Raw genomic sequence first — 16,921 nt, forward strand, 5'->3', positions numbered from 1 at the left:
GCTCAGAGGAGAGAAACGACCGTGACGGACATCGTCGACGAGCTGAAGTGGCGTGGGCTGTTCGCCCAGTCCACCGACGAGGACGCATTGCGCAAGGCTCTCGCGGACGGCCCGGTCACCTTCTATTGCGGTTTCGACCCGACCGCGGCGAGTCTGCACGTGGGTCACCTGGTGCAGGTGCTCACCATGCGCCGGCTCCAGCTCGCCGGGCTGAAGCCGCTCGCCCTGGTCGGCGGGGCGACCGGCCAGATCGGTGACCCGCGGCCGACCGCGGAGCGCACGCTGAACGACCCGGAGACCATCGCCGCGTGGGTCCAGCGGCTCCGCGGGCAGATCGAGCCCTTCCTCACCTTCGAGGGCCCGAACGCCGCCACGATGGTGAACAACCTGGACTGGACCGCGGGTCTGTCCGCGATCGAGTTCCTCCGGGACATCGGCAAGCACTTCCGGGTCAACAAGATGCTCACCAAGGACTCGGTGGCCCGCCGGCTGGAGTCGCAGGAGGGCATCAGCTACACGGAGTTCAGCTACCAGCTCCTCCAGGGCATGGACTTCCTGGAGCTGTACCGGCGCTACGGCTGCACCCTCCAGCAGGGCGGCAGCGACCAGTGGGGCAACCTCACCGCGGGCATCGACCTGATCCACCGGCTGGAGCCGGGTGCCCAGGTGCACGCGCTGGCGACGCCGCTGATGGTGAAGGCCGACGGCACCAAGTTCGGCAAGTCCGAGAGCGGGGCCGTCTGGCTCGACCCGGAGATGACGACGCCGTACGCGTTCTACCAGTTCTGGCTGAACGTGGACGACCGGGACATCTCGACGTACATGCGCATCCTCAGTTTCAAGAGCCGCGAGGAGCTCGAGGAGCTGGAGAAGCTGACCGAGGAGCGCCCTCAGGCGCGTTCGGCGCAGCGGTCGCTGGCCGAGGAACTGACGACGCTGGTGCACGGCGGCGCGCAGTGCGCGGCGGTCATCGCGGCGTCGAAGGCGCTGTTCGGCCAGGGCGAGCTCGGCGAGCTGGACGAGGCGACGCTGAGCGCCGCCCTGTCCGAGGTGCCGCACGCCCGGGTCGCCGAGCTGGGCCCGGTGGTGGACCTCCTGGTCGAGGTCGGACTCTCCGCCAGCAAGTCGGCGGCCCGCCGCACGGTCAAGGAGGGCGGGGCCTACGTGAACAACGCGAAGGTCACGGACGGCGAGAGCGCCCCGGCTGCCGAGGCGCTGCTGCACGGGCGCTGGCTGGTGCTGCGCCGGGGCAAGAAGAACCTGGCGGCCGTCGAGGTGACGGCCGGCTGACGCCGACGGGAACAGCACCGCGGCCGGTCACGCGTCTCGCGTGGCCGGCCGCGGTGCTGTCTCACATCCGGATCAGGTTCTCCGGGTCTTGCCCTTGTTGCCCCTGATGGACTGCCAGACCATGTCGCCGACACCGACGACGGCCACGGCGCCGATCAGCTGCAGCACATGCCGGATCCAGTCGATCCCCTTGGTGTCGTTGACTCCGATCCAGGTCGCGACGGCGTTGCCGAGGATGCTGCCGAGGATGCCGAACACCACCGTCAGCCACAGCGGGATGTCCTGTTTGCCCGGCAGGATCGCCCGGGCGATGACACCCAGCACCAAGCCCACGATGATTGCCCACAACCAACTCATGTCGCCTCCTCGTGTGGCGCGGTGTGCGCACGTCCGCCCAGTCTTGGCCTGGGGAACGTACGACGCATGCCGGACAGGGCCGTACGTGGGACCGCGGTCCCACGTGGTGCGGGCGGGCTCGCCCCGGTCTCGAATACGCCGGAAGCCGGGCGTACCGTAGTGAGCCGGCGCGGTTCGGAGAAGTCCGGCACGGAGATCTGGCGGTGGAGCGACCATGGGAAAGCGGAGCGGCACGGAGGTCTTCCGGATCACGGGCGCCCGGCAGGGCCTCGCCGACGATGTACGCGGCCGGCAGCGGCGTTACATCATCTCGATGTCCGTGCGCACCGTCTCCGTGGTGCTGGCCGCGACCCTGTGGAACATCGAGAGGCATGTGGCGGTGGTGGGGCTCGCGCTGGGCGTTCTGCTCCCCTATGTCGCGGTCGTCATCGCCAACGCCGGGCGCGAGAACGCCCCTTCGCTCCCCTCGACCTTCGTGCCCGTGCCGATGCGGCCGGCACTCGGCGCGGCTCCGGCGGAACCGGCTCCCGAGCCAGGTGCCTCCGGCCGCGCGGGCGAGCCGCGGCCCGCGGACTGAGCGGCCGCACTCCCCGGGCCGGGAGAGACCGGATCGATCATGACGTTCCGTTGCATCGGACCCCTGCCCCCGTGCCATACTTCGTGAGCGCTCCGCATCCCCCGTCGGAGCGACGGACCGACGCCGGGCAGCTCCCCCCGTGGCTGCCCGGCGTCGCCATTCTCCGGCGGGGATGCCTCGATGGACCTGGTTGCTCAACGGGCGCGGGCAGCCCTTACGGCCGGCGGCCGGCGCAGACCGCCGCACCGGAGCGCGAGGTTAGGGTTGAGGGCGTGAACTTCCCCGATACCTCCGCCGAGAGCGCGACCGGCGCGCCCGTCTGCTCCGCCAAGGGCTGCCGCACCGACGCCGTGTGGGTGCTGGCCTGGAACAACCCGAAGCTGCACACCCCGGAGCGCCGCAAGACCTGGCTGGCCTGCGACGAGCACCGGGAGCACCTCTCCTCGTTCCTCGGTGTGCGCGGCTTCCTCAAGGACGTCGTGACACTGGCGGAGTGGGAGTCCTCAGCCGCCGATCGCTGACATCGGGCGGTCGGGCTGCAGGAAGGTGGGGTCGTCGAGTCCGGATCCGGCCTTCTTGCCCCACATCGCGAGCTTCCAGATCCGGGCGATCTCCTCGTCCGGCACTTCCGAGCGCAGCGCTCCACGCAGATCCGTCTCCTCGCGGGCGAAGAGACAGGTGCGGACCTGCCCGTCGGCGGTGAGCCGGGTGCGGTCGCAGGCCCCGCAGAAGGGCCTGGTCACGGAGGCGATGACGCCGACGCGATGCGGACCGCCGTCGACGGTCCAGCGCTCGGCGGGGGCCGATCCGCGCTCCTCGTCACCTTCGTCGGTGAGCGTGAAGCGCGTACGCAACGAGGCGAGGATGTCACCGGCGGTGATCATCCCGTCCCGCTTCCAGCCGTGCTGGGCGTCGAGTGGCATCTGCTCGATGAAGCGCAGCTCGTAGTCGTTCTCCACGGCCCAGGCGAGCAGCTCGGGGGCCTCGTCCTCGTTGAGACCGGGCATGAGTACGGAGTTGACCTTGACGGGGGTGAGCCCTGCCTCGCGGGCGGCCTGGAGGCCTTCGAGGACGTCCTTGTGCCGGTCGCGGCGGGTGAGCGTCTTGAACACGTCGGGGCGCAGGGTGTCCAGGGAGACGTTCACCCGGTCCAGACCCGCCGCCTTCAGGGCGGCCGCGGTGCGCTTGAGTCCGATGCCGTTGGTGGTGAGCGACATCCTGGGACGGGGCTCCAGGGCGGCGCACCGCTCCACGATGGAGACGAGGCCGGGACGCAGCAGCGGCTCGCCGCCGGTGAAGCGGACCTCCGTGATGCCGAGATCGGTGACGGCTATGCGGACGAGCCTGACGATCTCGTCGTCACTGAGCAGGTCGTTCCTGGCAAGCCATTGCAGGCCTTCTTCGGGCATGCAGTAGGTGCAACGGAGATTGCACTTGTCGGTCAGTGAGACACGCAGGTCGGTGGCGACCCGGCCATAGGTGTCGATGAGCACTTTGGGCCCCCTCCCCCGGTGGTGTCCGCGGTTGCGGTCTGACTCCTCCGAGACTACGCGAGACCTGTGACATCGAGGGGGCTCGGTTGACACGAGGTGTGACGGGGCCCCGTCGTAGGTCTCTACGACGGGGCCCGTCAGGCGCGGCGGTGGGGTCAGTGGGCTCCGGTGCCGGTGAGGGACTTGACCTCGAGTTCGGCGTACTTGCCCTTGTCGGGCTCCTCCTTGGAGATGACCGAGCCGATCCAGCCGAGCAGGAAGCCCAGCGGGATGGAGATGAGGCCGGGGTTCTCCAGGGGGAACCAGGCGAAGTCCACGTCGGGGAACATCGAGCTGGCCTTCCCGGAGACGACCGGGGAGAACAGCACGAGGACGACGGACGAGGCCAGACCGCCGTAGATGGACCAGAGTGCGCCCTGGGTGGTGAAGCGCTTCCAGAAGAGGCTGTAGAGGATGGTCGGCAGGTTGGCCGACGCGGCGACCGCGAAGGCCAGGGCCACGAGTCCCGCGACGTTCAGGTCGCGGGCCATGGCGCCGAGTGCGATCGAGACGACGCCGATCGCGACGGTGGCCCAGCGGGCCGCCTTCATCTCCTCCTTCTCGGTGGCGTTCCCCTTGCGGATCACGTTGGCGTAGATGTCGTGGGCGAAGGAGGACGAGGAGGCGAGGGTGAGGCCCGCGACGACGGCGAGGATCGTGGCGAAGGCGACGGCGGAGATGACCGCGAGCATGATGGCGCCCCCGGTGGTCCCCACCCCGCCGAGGTACTCGGCCAGCTGGGGTGCCGCGGCGTTGCCGGCCGGGTTCTTCGCCGTGATCTCCTCGGGCCCGATGAGCGCCGCGGCGCCGAAGCCGAGGGCGATGGTCATCAGGTAGAAGGCGCCGATGATGCCGATGGCCCAGTTGACGGACTTGCGGGCGGCCTTGGCGGTCGGCACGGTGTAGAAGCGGATCAGGATGTGCGGGAGTCCGGCAGTGCCGAGCACGAGCGCGATACCGAGCGAGATGAAGTCCAGCTTCGACACGTCGGTGGCGCCGTACTTGAGGCCGGGCTCCAGGAACGCCGCGCCGTGTCCGCTCTTCTCCGCGGCGGTGCCGAGCAGGTCGGAGACGTTGAAGTCGAACTTCCACAGCACCATCAGGGTCATCAGGAGCGCGCCCGCGATGAGCAGCACGGCCTTGACCATCTGCACCCAGGTGGTGCCCTTCATCCCGCCGATGGTGACGTAGACGATCATCAGCACGCCGACCAGCGCCACGATGAGGATCTTGCCCGCGTCGCTGGTGATGCCGAGCAGCAGCGAGACGAGTACTCCTGCGCCCGCCATCTGGGCCAGCAGGTAGAAGATCGACACGACGATGGTGGAGACGCCCGCGGCGGTGCGCACAGGCCGCTGGCGCATCCGGTAGGCGAGGACGTCGCCCATGGTGTAGCGGCCGGAGTTGCGCAACGGCTCGGCGACGAGCAGCAGGGCGACGAGCCAGGCCACGAGGAAGCCGATGGAGTAGAGGAAGCCGTCGTAGCCGAAGAGCGCGATGGCGCCGGCGATGCCGAGGAAGGACGCCGCCGACATGTAGTCACCGGAGACGGCGAGGCCGTTCTGGAAGGCGGTGAACTGCCGTCCGCCCGCGTAGAAGTCCGAAGCGCTCTTGGTCTGCCGGCCGGCCCAGACGGTGATGGCCAGGGTCGCCGCGACGAAGATCGCGAAAAGGGTGATGATCAGCGGCCTGTGCTCGGTCGTCGACGACGCGGCGAGCTGGCTCACGGCCTGTGATGCGTACGCGGCGCTCATGCGTCGGCCTCCAGACGGGACTTGATGGCCGCCGCCTGCGGGTCGAGCTTGTTGGTGGCGTGGCGCGAGTAGAACCAGGCAATGAGGAACGTGGTGGCGAACTGGGCGAGGCCGAACACGAAGGCGACGTTGAAGTTCGCGAAGACGACCTTGCTCATGAAGCCGTCGGCGTAGCTGGACAGCAGTACGTACAGCAGGTACCAGGCAATGAATCCGACGGTCAGCGGAAAGGCGAAGGAGCGGTGGGATCGGCGCAGTTCGGTGAACTCCGCACTGTTCTGCGCCTCGAGCCACGCCTCGGTCGTGGGCTGGACGGGACTGCCGCCCTCAGGGCTCTGGGGCGGCGGTGCTTCGGTGGCCACGGACTCTCCTCGCGACGCGGATGCGGTGGTGGGAACGGTGGATTTCACGGGGAGTCCTCTGCGTTGCCGGCTGGTGTGGGGTTGGATGCACGACTCCCTGTGCAACGGCACGGAGAGCGTGGCGAAGCGGTTCACCGCAGGTTCGTTCTTGTCCGGCCGACTCGCGTGGACGCGACTCCCACAGGTCACACCTCGAACTCACTTGCCCGTATTCGTTGTCGCACCGGGAAGATCAGCGATAACTTCACTCGTCATGTACCGGACCGGACACACCGGTGTCCGGCCATACCGGCACGGATGATGTGGAGAACCCATGGCTCATCTGGCATCCAGACGGACTCGCGTACTCGCGCTGCCCGTCGGACTGGCGCTCACGGCCTCGCTCGGCTTCCTCCCGACGGGGACCGCGGCCGCGGCACCCGCGGGCGAGCCGGCGGCCGTCGCGGCGGACGGCCCCCAGCTGTCGTACGTCGTGAACACGCGGGCGGGTCACGGCACGGTCAAGCAGGTGCGGAAGGCGATATCCGCGGCCGGCGGAACCGTCGTGACGTCCTACGACAAGATCGGCGTCATCGTCGTCCACTCGCAGAACCCGGACTTCGGCGCGACGATCCGCAAGGCCAAGGGCGTCCAGTCTGCGGGCGCCACACGCACCAGCCCGATCGTCCCGCAGGCCACGAAGGACATCGGGGTCGAGCAGCCCCTCACCGCCGCCCAGGCGCGGGAGGCGTCCGAGGACGCGGTGGCGGGCCAGGACCCGCTGGAGCCCCTGCAGTGGGACCTTCCGGCCATCAAGGCGGACAAGGCGCACCAGAAGTCGCTCGGCAGCAGCAAGGTCACGGTCGGCGTCATCGACACGGGTGTCGACGACACGCACCCGGACCTGGCGCCGAACTTCGACCGCAAGGCATCGGTGAACTGTGTGTCCGGCGCCCCGGACACCACGGACGGCGCCTGGCGGCCCGCGGCCGGCGAGAGCGACCACGGCACGCACGTCGCGGGCACCATAGCCGCGGCGAAGAACGGCACCGGCGTCACCGGCGTCGCACCCGGCGTGAAGGTCTCCGGCATCAAGGTGTCCACGCCGGCCGGCTTCTTCTACACCGAGGCCGTCGTCTGCGGCTTCGTCTGGGCCGCCGAGCACGGCGTCGACGTGACCAACAGCAGCTACTACACCGACCCGTGGCTGTTCAACTGCAAGAACGACCCGGACCAGGGCGCCCTGGTCGAGGCGGTCACCCGCGCCACCCGTTACGCGGAGGGCAAGGGCGTCGTCAACGTCGCCGCGGCCGGAAACTCCGACCACGACCTGGCCCTCGACGCCATCGAGGACACCACGAGCCCCAACGACACGACGCCGGTCACCCGCACGGTCGACCCGAGCGCCTGCCCCGACATCCCGACCATGGTGCCGGGTGTCGTGACGGTCTCCGCGACCGGGGCGAAGAACCTCAAGTCCTCCTACTCGAACTACGGTCTCGGGGTCATCGACGTGGCCGCCCCGGGCGGCGACTCGACGCGCTACCAGGCGCCGGAAGCGCCCGCCGACAACGGTCTGATCCTGTCGACGCTGCCCGGCGGCAAGTTCGGCTACAAGGCCGGTACGTCGATGGCCTCCCCGCACGTCGCGGGCGTCGCGGCCCTGATCAAGTCGACCCACCCGCGCGCCTCGGCGGCCGGGGTGAAGGCCCTGCTCACGCACCAGGCCGACGCCACCGCGTGCGGCGCGCCGTACGACATCGACGGTGACGGCACCGTCGACGCCGTCTGCGAGGGCGGGAAGAACTACAACGGCTTCTACGGAGCCGGTGTCGTGGACGCGCTGGACGCGGTCCGCAGGTAAGAAGTGAGGGAGGGGCCGGGGACAGCTGTCCCCGGCCCCTCCCTCGTACCGCTACGGCTTGATGAGGACCTTGAGCGCCGTGCGCTCGTCCATCGCCTTGTAGCCGCCCGGCACCCCGTCCAGCCCGACCGACAGGTCGAAGACCGGCGACGGGTCGATCGTGCCGTCCAGCACGTCGGGGAGCAGTTCCGGGATGTACGTACGCACGGGGGCCACGCCGCCGCGCAGGGCGATGTTCCGGTCGAACATGGCGCCGAGGTCGACCCCGGTGCCGCTGCCGTGCGGGACTCCGACGTAACCGATCGAACCGCCGTCGCGGACGATGTCGATGGCCGTGCGCATCGACTGCTCGGTGCCGACCGCCTCGATCACCCCGTGGGCGCCTTCGCCCCGGGTCAGCTCCCGTACGGCCGCGAGGGCGGCCTCGCCGCGTTCGGCGACGACGTCCGTGGCGCCGAACGCGCGGGCGATGTCGGTGCGGGCCCGGTGGCGGCCCAGAGCGATGATCCTCTCGGCGCCGAGGCGCTTGGCCGCCATGACGCCGCACAGGCCGACCGCGCCGTCACCGACGACCGCGACGGTGCTGCCGGGCCTCACGCCCGCGCCGAGCGCGGCGTGGTGTCCGGTGCCGAGGACGTCGGAGAGGGCCAGGAGCGCGGTGAGCAGCCGGTCGTCGGACGCGGCCGCCGCCGGGAGCCTGACCAGGGTGCCGTCGGCGAACGGCACACGGACGGCCTCCCCCTGGCCGCCGTCGGAACCGACCGAACCCCAGAAGCCGCCCTGGGCGCAGGAGGTGGTGAGCCCTTCGGCGCAGTACGCGCAGGTGCCGTCGGACCAGACGAACGGGGCCACGACGAGGTCGCCCACGGCGAAGCCGTTGACCCCGGAGCCGGCCTCCTCGACGACGCCGAGGAACTCATGGCCGATCCGCTGGCCGGGCTGCCGGGCCGATTCGCCGCGGTAGGCCCACAGGTCGCTGCCGCAGATGCAGGCCCGCAGCACCCTCAGGACCACGTCGGTGGGCTGCTGGACCGTGGCGTCCGGCACCTCCTCCACACGGATGTCGTGGGGGGCGTGGATCACTGTGGCGCGCATGCGTGGGGGTCCTCGTTCGTCTCAGATTCTGATACGCCTCCCACGGTACGCCCCAGGGGCGGCGCCGGTGGAATCCGTGCGTACGGTGAGCGCCCCCTGCGTGAGCAGGTACTGCGCCGCGATGTAGGTGAGCATGATCCAGAAGTTGTGGGCGGGAAGCTGCGGCCACTCCGCGATGCCGGTGGCGATCAGCGCGTCGGAGAGCAGGAAGAGCGCGCCCCCGGCTCCGGCCCACCGTCCGAGGGTGCCCGCCCGCCAGGCCATGGCCGTGAGCAGAAGGCTGTATCCGGTCAGCGGGACGCGCAGTCCGTCCGGCAGCCCGGGCCACAGGAGCACGACGAAGGCCACGAGCACGGCGGCGTAGACGAGGCCGCTGACCGGTCGCACGGGGGCGCTGCCGAAGAGCAGCAGATAGCAGACGTGGCCGGCGGCGAAGAAGCCCATCCCGGCGAGGAACGCGGGCTCCGCGTCGGGCATCAGCAGCACGTCCCCCGCCCAGCCGCACAGCAGTGCGGCGATCAGCAGCCGGGAGCCGCCGCGGGCGGCGGCGTAGGCGGCGAGCAGCAGCATCAGCAGCGGCTTGGTCGCCACGTGCACGACGGGGACACCGACGAGGAGCCCAGTCAGATGGACGGCCGCGACGGACAGGAAGGCGACGAGCAGCGGACGCACGAACCGGGGCGCACCGGCACCGGGCGTCATACGGTGCGCTCCGGGGAGGCACCCCGCCGCGCCGGGGCGGGAAGGGGCACGGAGGTGCCGCTGTCCGACGGCTGCCAGCCCGGCCCCCGGAACACCCGGCCCGCGCGCTCACCCCAGGTGGCGGCCGCCCGTACGTCGCGGGCGATGGCTGCGTACTCGTGCGTGGCGACGCGCAGCGGGTTGTGGGTGGCGATGTTCTTGGTGAGGCCGAAGACGGGCCGCTCGGTCTCGGCGGTGAAGGAACCGAAGAGCCGGTCCCACACGATCAGGATCCCGCCGAAGTTCCGGTCGAGGTATCCGCCCTGGGAGGCGTGGTGCACCCGGTGGTGGGAGGGGGTGTTGAGGACGTACTCGAAGGGCCGGGGCAGCTTGTCGATGCGTTCGGTGTGCACCCAGAACTGGTAGACGAGGTTCACCGAGGAGCAGAACGCGAGCGCGGCCGGGTGGACTCCACAGGCGATGAGCGGTACGTAGAACGGCCAGACGGTCAGGGAGGTCCAGGGCTGGCGCAGCGCCGTCGTGAGGTTGAACTTCCTGCTGGAGTGGTGGACCACGTGGCAGGCCCAGAGGATCCGGATGACGTGGTGGCCCCGGTGGGACCAGTAGTAGAAGAAGTCCTGTGCGAGCAGCATCAGCAGGACCGTCCACCACAGGACGGGGACGCGCAGCGGCGTGAGTTCGTGGACCGCGGCGTAGATCGCGACGACGGGGATCTTCCACAGCAGGTCGAAGGCCAGGCTGCCGAGCCCCATGGTGACGCTGGTGGCGGCGTCCCTGGCCTCGTACCCGGCGGCGTCCTCGTCCGGGTGAAGCCGGTGGACCACCATTTCGAGGACGGCGAGCAGGACGAAGGCCGGGATCGACCACAGCACGACATCGGGCAGGTTCGGCTCCATGCGAGCACCGTAGGGCCGCTCATGGCGCCGGGCATAGATGTTGTTACCGACAAGTATGTGAGACGTGGCGTCATGAGTGTTTGGTGGGTTCCACCAAGAGCTCCGTGCTCGGATTTCCGCCACGCACGTCCCCCACAAGGAGGAACGCGCTTTCCGGAGAGGGATGTTGCGGCGATCCCCGGGCCGCCACCAGGCGGCCGCCGGCCCGCTGCCGGCCGCGGGCCGGGGTCGGCAGCGGGCCGGGGTCGGCCGCCCTCACACCCCCGCGGCCCCCAGCAGTGCCCCCGCCCCGTACGTCACCGCCATCGCCACCGCTCCCCCGGCCATGTTCCGCAGCACCGCACGTCCCACCGCCGCCTCACCCAGCCGCGCGCTCCACCAGCCGGTGAGCGCCAGGGCCGCGAGCACCGACACCACCGTGACGGCCAGCCGCAGTGAGGTCGGGGGCAGCACGATGGCCAGGAGGGGAAGCAGCGCGCCCACCGTGAAGGCCAGGAAGCTCGCCCCCGCCGCGTGCCACGGGTTGGTCAGTTCGTCCGGGTCGATACCCAGCTCGACCTCGGCATGGGCGCGCAGCGCGTCGCGCTTCGTGAGCTGGACCGCGGCCTCCCGCGCGAGCCGGTGGCTGAGCCCCTTCTCCTCCAGCAGCCCGGTCAGCTCGGCGAGCTCGGCCTCCGGGGTCTCCTCCAGTTCCCGCTTCTCCGTCGCGAGCGCCGCCTCCTCGGAGTCGCGCTGGGTCGACACCGACACGTACTCGCCCGCCGCCATCGACATGGAGCCGGCCAACAGCCCGGCCAGGCCCGCCGTCAGCAGGGTCGACCTGCTCCCGGTGGCCCCTGCCACGCCGACGACGAGTCCGGCGGTGGAGACCACCCCGTCGTTGGCACCGAGCACCGCGGCCCGCAGCCAGTTGAGCCGGGTGCCGAGCCCGCTTCCGTGTGGTTCGTCGTGCGCCTGTGTGTCCGTCACCCCGCGAGCGTCTCACCGCGCTGTGCACGCGCGCCTGCCCGACCCGCGCTTCCGGCGCCGCGGTCAACTCCGCGACGCCTCGTCCGGGTTCACCCCCCGAAGGTGCCCGGATAGGTCGCTGTCGGTCCCGGCCCGTATTCTCTGTGACCATGCTCGACGACCGTCAGACCGCAGCGCCGTGGCCGGCCGCGTATCCCCAGGGGTACGCGGTCGTCGACGTGGAGACCACCGGACTCGCCCGCGACGACCGGATAATCTCCGCTGCCGTGTACCGGCTGGACGCGAGAGGTGATGTAGAGGACCACTGGTACACGCTGGTCAACCCCGAGCGCGATCCCGGCCCCGTGTGGATCCACGGGCTGACCAGCGACGTCCTGGAGGGCGCGCCGCTCTTCCCGGAGGTCGCGGCGCAGTTGTCCGAGCGGCTCGCCGGCCGGGTGCTCGTCGCGCACAACGCCGCGTTCGACTGGTCGATGATCGCCCGGGAGTACGCACGGGCGGCAGTCACCGCACCCGTGGAGCAGCGGCTGTGCACCATCGCGCTCGCCAAGGAGCTCCGGCTCCCCCTGCCCAACCACAAGCTGGAGTCGCTGGCCGCGCACTTCGGAGTGGTGCAGCAGCGCGCCCACCACGCGCTGGACGACGCGCGGGTGCTGGCCGAGGCGTTCCGGCCGAGCCTGCACGCGGCGGCCCGGGACGGGGTGCGGCTGCCTCTGCTGGAGTGCCGCCCGCTGACGGAGTGGTACGACTCCCCGGTCGTCCCGCGCGCCGGCTACCGGCCGTCGCAGAGTCAGGGCAGCTGGCGTCCCGCCCGTAAGCGCCCCGCGTGTCCGTATCCGAACCCCGGCCGCTACGAGTCGGACAAACCTCTCATGCAGGGCATGCGGGTGGCCTTCTCCGGGGACACCTCCATCGACCGTGAGCTCCTGGAGGACCGCGCCGTGGAGGCGGGCCTGCACGTGGCGACGAGCGTGTCGCGGCTGACGAGTCTGCTCGTCACCAACGACCCGGACTCGGCGACGTCCAAGACCGTGAAGGCGAAGTCGTTCGGCACCCCGGTCCTGGAGGAGAGCGCCTTCACCCATCTGCTGCGTGACGTGGCACCGGCCAGGGGGACCACCGTGCCGAAGCCGTCACCGTCATCGGAGTGAACCGGCGGCGATTCACCCGCCATCGGCTCGTCCGCCGCCGCCGGGCGCCCCACCCTGTGGCGCATGGCACGTTGCGAGGTTTGCGGAAACGACTACGGGATGTCCTTCGAGGTGCACGCGCAGGGCGCCGTGCATGTCTTCGACTGCTTCTCCTGCGCCATCCACCGCATGGCACCCATCTGTGAGCACTGCCGGGTCCAGGTCATCGGCCAGGGCGTCGAGGTCGACGGCCACTGGTACTGCGGCGGCCACTGCGCCCGAGCCGAGGGAAGGGCGGGCATCGTGGACAAAGTGTGACGGGCCGCCCCGTCCGCACCGGGGGACCCGCCGTGCGGCACCCCATGGCCCCGGTTGTACGGTCATGGGGTGTACCGCTTCCTGTTGACCCGGCAGTGGGTGATCCTCACCCTCCTCGTCCTCGTCATGATCCCCACGATGGTGGAGCTGGGTTTCTGGCAGTTCCACCGGCACGAACACCGGGTCGAGCAGAACGCGCTGATCACGCGGAACCTCGAGGCCGACCCGGTCCCCGTCACCCGCCTCACCTCTCCCGGGCACACCGTCCCCCGCTCCGACTACTGGCGTGCCGTGACGGCCACGGGGACGTTCGACACCGTGCACGAGGTGGTCGTACGCCGCCGTACCTCGCAGGACGAGCGCATCGGCGTACTGGTACTGACCCCGTTCGACCTCAAGGGCGGCGGCACCGTCCTGGTGAACCGCGGCTGGGTCCCGGCAGCGGACGACCAGCAGGCCTTCCCCGAGGTACCCGCGCCGCCGGGCGGCGAGGTCACCGTCGCGGGCCGGCTCAAGGCGGACGAGACGACGAGCGCCAGCGGCATCAAGGACCTCAACGGTCTGCCCGACCGCCAGGTGATGCTCATCAACAGCTCCCAGCAGTCGGATCTGCTCGGCCGTCCCGTGCTGGGCGGATACCTCGAGCTGACGGACCCCGCGCCCGCCGACGGCAGCCCCGAGACGATCGCCGCCCCCGACGACGGCTCCATCGGCCCCCACATGGCCTACGCCGTGCAGTGGTGGCTCTTCGCCGCCGGCGTACCCGTCGGCTGGGTCATCCTCGTGCGCCGTGAGAAGCGCGACCGCGAAGAGGCGGCCGAGGAGAGCGGGACGGCGGCTCAGCCGGAACCGGCGAGCGCCTGACGGCGGTCACGCCCGTTCTGTTCGCACCGGTTTCGCTGCTTAGCGGAGCCCTGGTTCGGGAAGACGCCAGAGCGTGACCCCACGTATCGAGGACTACGCCATCATCGGCGATCTCCAGACCGCCGCCCTGGTCGGCAGGAACGGTTCTGTCGACTGGCTGTGTCTGCCACGTTTCGACTCGGGCGCCTGCTTCGCGGCGCTGCTCGGGGACGAGGACAACGGACACTGGCGCATCGCCCCCCAGAACACGGACAGCACGGACGTCTGCACCCGGCGCGCCTACGTGGACGACTCCCTGGTCCTGGAGACCTTCTGGGAGACCAGGACCGGGACGGTCAAGGTCATCGACTTCATGCCGCAGCGCGACAAGTCGCCCGACGTCATGCGGATCGTCGAGGGCGTCAGCGGCAGCGTCGACATGAGTTCCGTCCTGCGGCTGCGGTTCGACTTCGGCTCCATCGTCCCGTGGATGCGCCGCTCGCACGGCCACCGGGTGGCCGTCGCCGGCCCCGACTCCGTCTGGCTGCGCAGCGAGCCCCCGGTCAAGACGTGGGGGCAGCAGTTCAGTACCTGCTCCTCCTTCACGGTCGCCGAGGGCGAGTCCGTGGCGTTCGTACTCACCTGGCACCCCTCGCACTCCCCCCGCCCGAAGCTGATCGACCCTCACAAGTCGCTGAAGCACACCCTCAGCGACTGGGCGAAGTGGTCGGCGAAGTGCACCTACCACGGCCCGCACAGGGACGCGGTACTCCGCTCACTGATCACCCTGAAGGCACTGACGTACGCCCCCACCGGAGGGATCGTGGCGGCCCTCACGACCTCACTGCCGGAGGAGATCGGCGGCGTACGGAACTGGGACTACCGCTACTGCTGGCTTCGGGACTCCACCCTCACCCTGGGCGCCATGATCTCGGCCGGCTACGTGGAGGAGGCGGCAGCCTGGCGGGACTGGCTGCTGCGGGCGGTGGCAGGTGACCCGGCGGACCTCCAGATCATGTACGGGCTCGCCGGGGAGCGCAGACTCCCAGAGTCGGAACTGACGTGGCTGAGCGGCTACGAGAACTCCGCCCCGGTCCGCATCGGCAACGCGGCGGTGCGGCAACGGCAGCTCGACGTGTACGGCGAGGTCATCGACTCGCTCAGGGTGGCTCGGGCCGCCGGGCTCGACGACAAGCCGCACGCCTGGAATCTGCAGCTCAGTCTGCTGGGCTTCCTGGAGTCCACCTGGCGCGAGCCGGACGAGGGCCTCTGGGAGGTGCGCGGCGAGCGCCGCCACTTCGTCCACTCCAAGGTGATGGCCTGGGTCGCGGCCGACCGTGCGGTGCGCACCCTGGAGGAGAACCCCGGTCTGCCGGGCGACGCGGACCGGTGGCGGGCGATGCGGGACGCCGTGCACGCGGAGGTCGTCGAGAAGGGCTACGACCCCGTGCGCAACACCTTCACCCAGTACTACGGCTCCCGGGAGCTGGACGCCTCGACGCTGCTCATCGTGCGCACCGGCTTCCTGCCGCCCGACGATCCGCGGGTGGTCGGGACGGTCGACGCGGTGCGGGACGAGCTCGCCCACGACGGCCTGATCCGCCGCTACAGCACCGAGGGCCCGTCGGTCGACGGTCTCCCCGGCGACGAGGGGGCGTTCCTCGCGTGCTCGTTCTGGCTGGTCGACGCCCTGCTGCGGACGGGCCGCAGACGGGAGGCCGAGGCGCTCTTCGAGCGGCTGCTGGACCTGCGCAACGACGTGGGGCTGCTGGCCGAGGAGTACGACCCGGTGGCGGGGCGCCAGCTGGGCAACTACCCGCAGGCGTTCAGCCACGTCGGTCTGGTGAACAGCGCGGTCGACCTCGCCGGGGAGGACTTGGCAGGATAGGGCCATGGATCTTGGACTGAAGGACCGTGTGTACATCGTCACCGGCGCGACCCGCGGGCTGGGCAACGCCACCGCGCGCGCTCTCGCCGCCGACGGTGCGAAGGTGATCATCTCCGGCCGTGACGAGAGGAGCGCCGCCGAGGCCGCCGCCGAGCTGGGCCCCGACGCGGTCGGACTCGCCGCGGACAACGCCGACCCGCTGGCAGCCCGACGGCTGGTGGACTCCGCGAAGGAACGCTTCGGCAGGCTGGACGGCATTCTGATCAGCGTCGGCGGCCCCGCGCCGGGCTTCCTCGCCGACAACACGGACGACCAGTGGCAGTCGGCGTTCGAGTCGGTCTTCCTCGGTGCCGTGCGTCTGGCGCGTACCGCGGCCGAGTCGCTCGGCGAGGGCGGCGTCATCGGCTTCGTCCTGTCCGGGTCGGTGCACGAGCCGATCGCCGGTCTGACGATCTCGAACGGGCTGCGCCCCGGCCTCGCCGGCTTCGCCAAGTCCCTCGCCGACGAGCTGGGCCCGCGCGGCATCCGGGTCGTCGGCGTGCTCCCGTCCCGCATCGACACGGACCGGGTGCGCGAGCTCGACGCCCTGTCCGGTGACGCGGAGGCGTCCCGTACGGCCAACGAGGCGCGCATCCCGCTGCGCCGTTACGGCACCCCGGAGGAGTTCGGGAAGACCTCGGCCTTCCTGCTCTCCCCTGCCGCCTCGTATCTGACGGGCATCATGGTGCCCGTCGACGGCGGCGCCCGGCACGGTTTCTGACGCCGCCGCTCCGGGCGCCCCGTCAGCTCACCCGCTCCGCACGGTGCTTGACCGCCTTCAGACGGACCTCGGCCGGCAGTTCCTCCAGCCCTGCCGAGGTCCGCGCGTGGGTCAGCGCCCCCTCGGAGAGCCCTCTCAACGCCAGCCCCGGGGCCGCGTGCGGCTCCATCATCAGCCGGACCCGGGCCCTCGGGGCGGTGCGTCGGCCGGTCAGCGTCACCTTGGCGTCGGACACCCCGTCCAGGGTGCCCGCCTCGTCACCGAGGGCGCTTTCCAGCGCCCTGCCGCGCAGGACTGCGCCCTCCCCGTCGCCGCTGTCGACCAGCACCTCGGCGAGGCGCCCGCGGCGCAGCTGGGCGAGGAGCCACCACAGTGCGAGGACCACCAGGACGGCGAGGGCCGCGATGACGGCGGGCCACCACCAGCCCTCGTCCCTCCACTTGGTCCGGTCACCCTTGCTGAGCAGCACGTCGTCCGTGCCGTCCCAGGGCCACCAGGAGGGCACGGACAGGCCGAGCCCCGTCGCGAGTACGGCGCCGCCGACGACGACGAGGACCAGCCCTGCCAGGCCGAGCAGGACCCGGTTGACGGTCTTGATCACGGGG

General features: G+C 70.7%; 18 protein-coding genes. 9 read left to right on the top strand and 9 right to left on the bottom strand.

Annotated elements, in window-relative coordinates:
• The first annotated feature begins 21 nt into the window (after positions 1–21).
• Complete coding sequence (gene tyrS, locus JOC24_RS07790) at positions 22–1,290, top strand: tyrosine--tRNA ligase (protein WP_205019391.1); 1,269 nt, start codon at positions 22–24, stop codon at positions 1,288–1,290.
• Between the two features lie 72 nt (positions 1,291–1,362).
• Here the strand turns inward: tyrS and JOC24_RS07795 are convergent, their stop codons facing one another.
• On the bottom strand, positions 1,363–1,647 hold the full coding sequence (locus JOC24_RS07795; protein ID WP_205019392.1) for a GlsB/YeaQ/YmgE family stress response membrane protein: 285 nt from the start codon (positions 1,645–1,647) through the stop codon (positions 1,363–1,365).
• Between the two features lie 214 nt (positions 1,648–1,861).
• Here JOC24_RS07795 and JOC24_RS07800 point away from each other — a divergent pair, with 214 nt between their 5' ends.
• Positions 1,862–2,224, top strand: coding sequence for a DUF3099 domain-containing protein (locus JOC24_RS07800; protein WP_205019393.1), 363 nt, complete (start codon positions 1,862–1,864; stop codon positions 2,222–2,224).
• A 272-nt stretch (positions 2,225–2,496) separates the two neighbouring features.
• Positions 2,497–2,745 carry a hypothetical protein gene (locus JOC24_RS07805; protein ID WP_205019394.1) on the top strand — a complete coding sequence of 83 codons (249 nt, stop codon included), beginning with the start codon at positions 2,497–2,499 and terminating at the stop codon, positions 2,743–2,745.
• Here the strand turns inward: JOC24_RS07805 and moaA are convergent.
• From moaA to JOC24_RS07820, 3 genes are all read right to left on the bottom strand, one after another.
• Entirely contained in the window at positions 2,728–3,717 is a 990-nt protein-coding gene (gene moaA, locus JOC24_RS07810) for a GTP 3',8-cyclase MoaA (protein WP_205019395.1), read from the bottom strand. The two genes, JOC24_RS07805 and moaA, sit on opposite strands and share 18 nt — an antisense overlap.
• A 155-nt stretch (positions 3,718–3,872) precedes the next feature.
• On the bottom strand, positions 3,873–5,510 hold the full coding sequence (locus JOC24_RS07815) for a solute symporter family protein (RefSeq protein ID WP_205019396.1): 1,638 nt from the start codon (positions 5,508–5,510) through the stop codon (positions 3,873–3,875).
• Entirely contained in the window at positions 5,507–5,872 is a 366-nt protein-coding gene (locus JOC24_RS07820; protein ID WP_205019397.1) for a DUF485 domain-containing protein, read from the bottom strand. Before JOC24_RS07820 ends, JOC24_RS07815 begins: the two co-directional genes overlap by 4 nt.
• A gap of 313 nt (positions 5,873–6,185) precedes the next feature.
• On the opposite strand from JOC24_RS07820, the gene JOC24_RS07825 reads away from it, so the two are divergent.
• Complete coding sequence (locus JOC24_RS07825; protein ID WP_205019398.1) at positions 6,186–7,715, top strand: S8 family peptidase; 1,530 nt, start codon at positions 6,186–6,188, stop codon at positions 7,713–7,715.
• A gap of 51 nt (positions 7,716–7,766) precedes the next feature.
• Here the strand turns inward: JOC24_RS07825 and JOC24_RS07830 are convergent, their stop codons facing one another.
• From JOC24_RS07830 to JOC24_RS07845, 4 genes are all read right to left on the bottom strand, one after another.
• Positions 7,767–8,810 carry a zinc-dependent alcohol dehydrogenase family protein gene (locus JOC24_RS07830; protein WP_205019399.1) on the bottom strand — a complete coding sequence of 348 codons (1,044 nt, stop codon included), beginning with the start codon at positions 8,808–8,810 and terminating at the stop codon, positions 7,767–7,769.
• Between the two features lie 21 nt (positions 8,811–8,831).
• Positions 8,832–9,512: a lysoplasmalogenase gene (locus JOC24_RS07835; protein ID WP_205019400.1), complete on the bottom strand. Its 681-nt coding sequence runs from the start codon at positions 9,510–9,512 to the stop codon at positions 8,832–8,834.
• Positions 9,509–10,408, bottom strand: coding sequence for a sterol desaturase family protein (locus JOC24_RS07840; protein ID WP_205019401.1), 900 nt, complete (start codon positions 10,406–10,408; stop codon positions 9,509–9,511). The genes JOC24_RS07835 and JOC24_RS07840 overlap by 4 nt, the downstream gene beginning before the upstream one ends.
• Positions 10,409–10,663: 255 nt before the next feature.
• Complete coding sequence (locus JOC24_RS07845) at positions 10,664–11,377, bottom strand: VIT1/CCC1 transporter family protein (RefSeq protein ID WP_205019402.1); 714 nt, start codon at positions 11,375–11,377, stop codon at positions 10,664–10,666.
• A 143-nt stretch (positions 11,378–11,520) separates the two neighbouring features.
• Between JOC24_RS07845 and JOC24_RS07850 the strand changes: the two genes are divergently transcribed.
• The 5 genes from JOC24_RS07850 (at position 11,521) to JOC24_RS07870 (ending at position 16,316) form a co-directional block, all read left to right on the top strand.
• The gene (locus JOC24_RS07850; protein ID WP_205019403.1) at positions 11,521–12,528 is read left to right on the top strand and encodes a DEDDh family exonuclease; all 1,008 of its coding nucleotides are present in this window, start codon (positions 11,521–11,523) and stop codon (positions 12,526–12,528) included.
• Between the two features lie 63 nt (positions 12,529–12,591).
• Positions 12,592–12,825 carry a hypothetical protein gene (locus JOC24_RS07855; RefSeq protein WP_073747930.1) on the top strand — a complete coding sequence of 78 codons (234 nt, stop codon included), beginning with the start codon at positions 12,592–12,594 and terminating at the stop codon, positions 12,823–12,825.
• A gap of 69 nt (positions 12,826–12,894) precedes the next feature.
• Positions 12,895–13,689 (top strand): SURF1 family cytochrome oxidase biogenesis protein, encoded by a 795-nt coding sequence (locus JOC24_RS07860; RefSeq protein WP_205019404.1) that lies wholly within the window; start codon positions 12,895–12,897, stop codon positions 13,687–13,689.
• Between the two features lie 73 nt (positions 13,690–13,762).
• A complete protein-coding gene (locus JOC24_RS07865; protein ID WP_205019405.1) occupies positions 13,763–15,556 on the top strand; it encodes a glycoside hydrolase family 15 protein in 1,794 nt (597 codons plus the stop codon).
• A 4-nt stretch (positions 15,557–15,560) separates the two neighbouring features.
• A complete protein-coding gene (locus tag JOC24_RS07870; protein ID WP_205019406.1) occupies positions 15,561–16,316 on the top strand; it encodes an SDR family oxidoreductase in 756 nt (251 codons plus the stop codon).
• Between the two features lie 22 nt (positions 16,317–16,338).
• Here JOC24_RS07870 and amaP read toward each other — a convergent pair whose 3' ends face one another.
• Complete coding sequence (gene amaP, locus JOC24_RS07875; RefSeq protein ID WP_205019407.1) at positions 16,339–16,917, bottom strand: alkaline shock response membrane anchor protein AmaP; 579 nt, start codon at positions 16,915–16,917, stop codon at positions 16,339–16,341.
• Positions 16,918–16,921 lie beyond the last annotated feature (4 nt).

Source organism: Streptomyces sp. HB132 (genome assembly GCF_016909575.1).
Taxonomy (GTDB): domain Bacteria; phylum Actinomycetota; class Actinomycetes; order Streptomycetales; family Streptomycetaceae; genus Streptomyces.

Excerpts from the sequence above, each read along its gene's own strand:
- JOC24_RS07855 (WP_073747930.1), top strand. The coding sequence starts at position 12,592 with ATGGCACGTTGCGAGGTTTGCGGAAACGACTACGGGATGTCCTTCGAG.
- JOC24_RS07795 (WP_205019392.1), bottom strand. The coding sequence starts at position 1,647 with ATGAGTTGGTTGTGGGCAATCATCGTGGGCTTGGTGCTGGGTGTCATC.
- JOC24_RS07815 (WP_205019396.1), bottom strand. The coding sequence starts at position 5,510 with ATGAGCGCCGCGTACGCATCACAGGCCGTGAGCCAGCTCGCCGCGTCG.
- JOC24_RS07835 (WP_205019400.1), bottom strand. The coding sequence starts at position 9,512 with ATGACGCCCGGTGCCGGTGCGCCCCGGTTCGTGCGTCCGCTGCTCGTC.
- JOC24_RS07870 (WP_205019406.1), top strand. The coding sequence starts at position 15,561 with ATGGATCTTGGACTGAAGGACCGTGTGTACATCGTCACCGGCGCGACC.
- JOC24_RS07800 (WP_205019393.1), top strand. The coding sequence starts at position 1,862 with ATGGGAAAGCGGAGCGGCACGGAGGTCTTCCGGATCACGGGCGCCCGG.
- JOC24_RS07830 (WP_205019399.1), bottom strand. The coding sequence starts at position 8,810 with ATGCGCGCCACAGTGATCCACGCCCCCCACGACATCCGTGTGGAGGAG.
- JOC24_RS07825 (WP_205019398.1), top strand. The coding sequence starts at position 6,186 with ATGGCTCATCTGGCATCCAGACGGACTCGCGTACTCGCGCTGCCCGTC.
- JOC24_RS07840 (WP_205019401.1), bottom strand. The coding sequence starts at position 10,408 with ATGGAGCCGAACCTGCCCGATGTCGTGCTGTGGTCGATCCCGGCCTTC.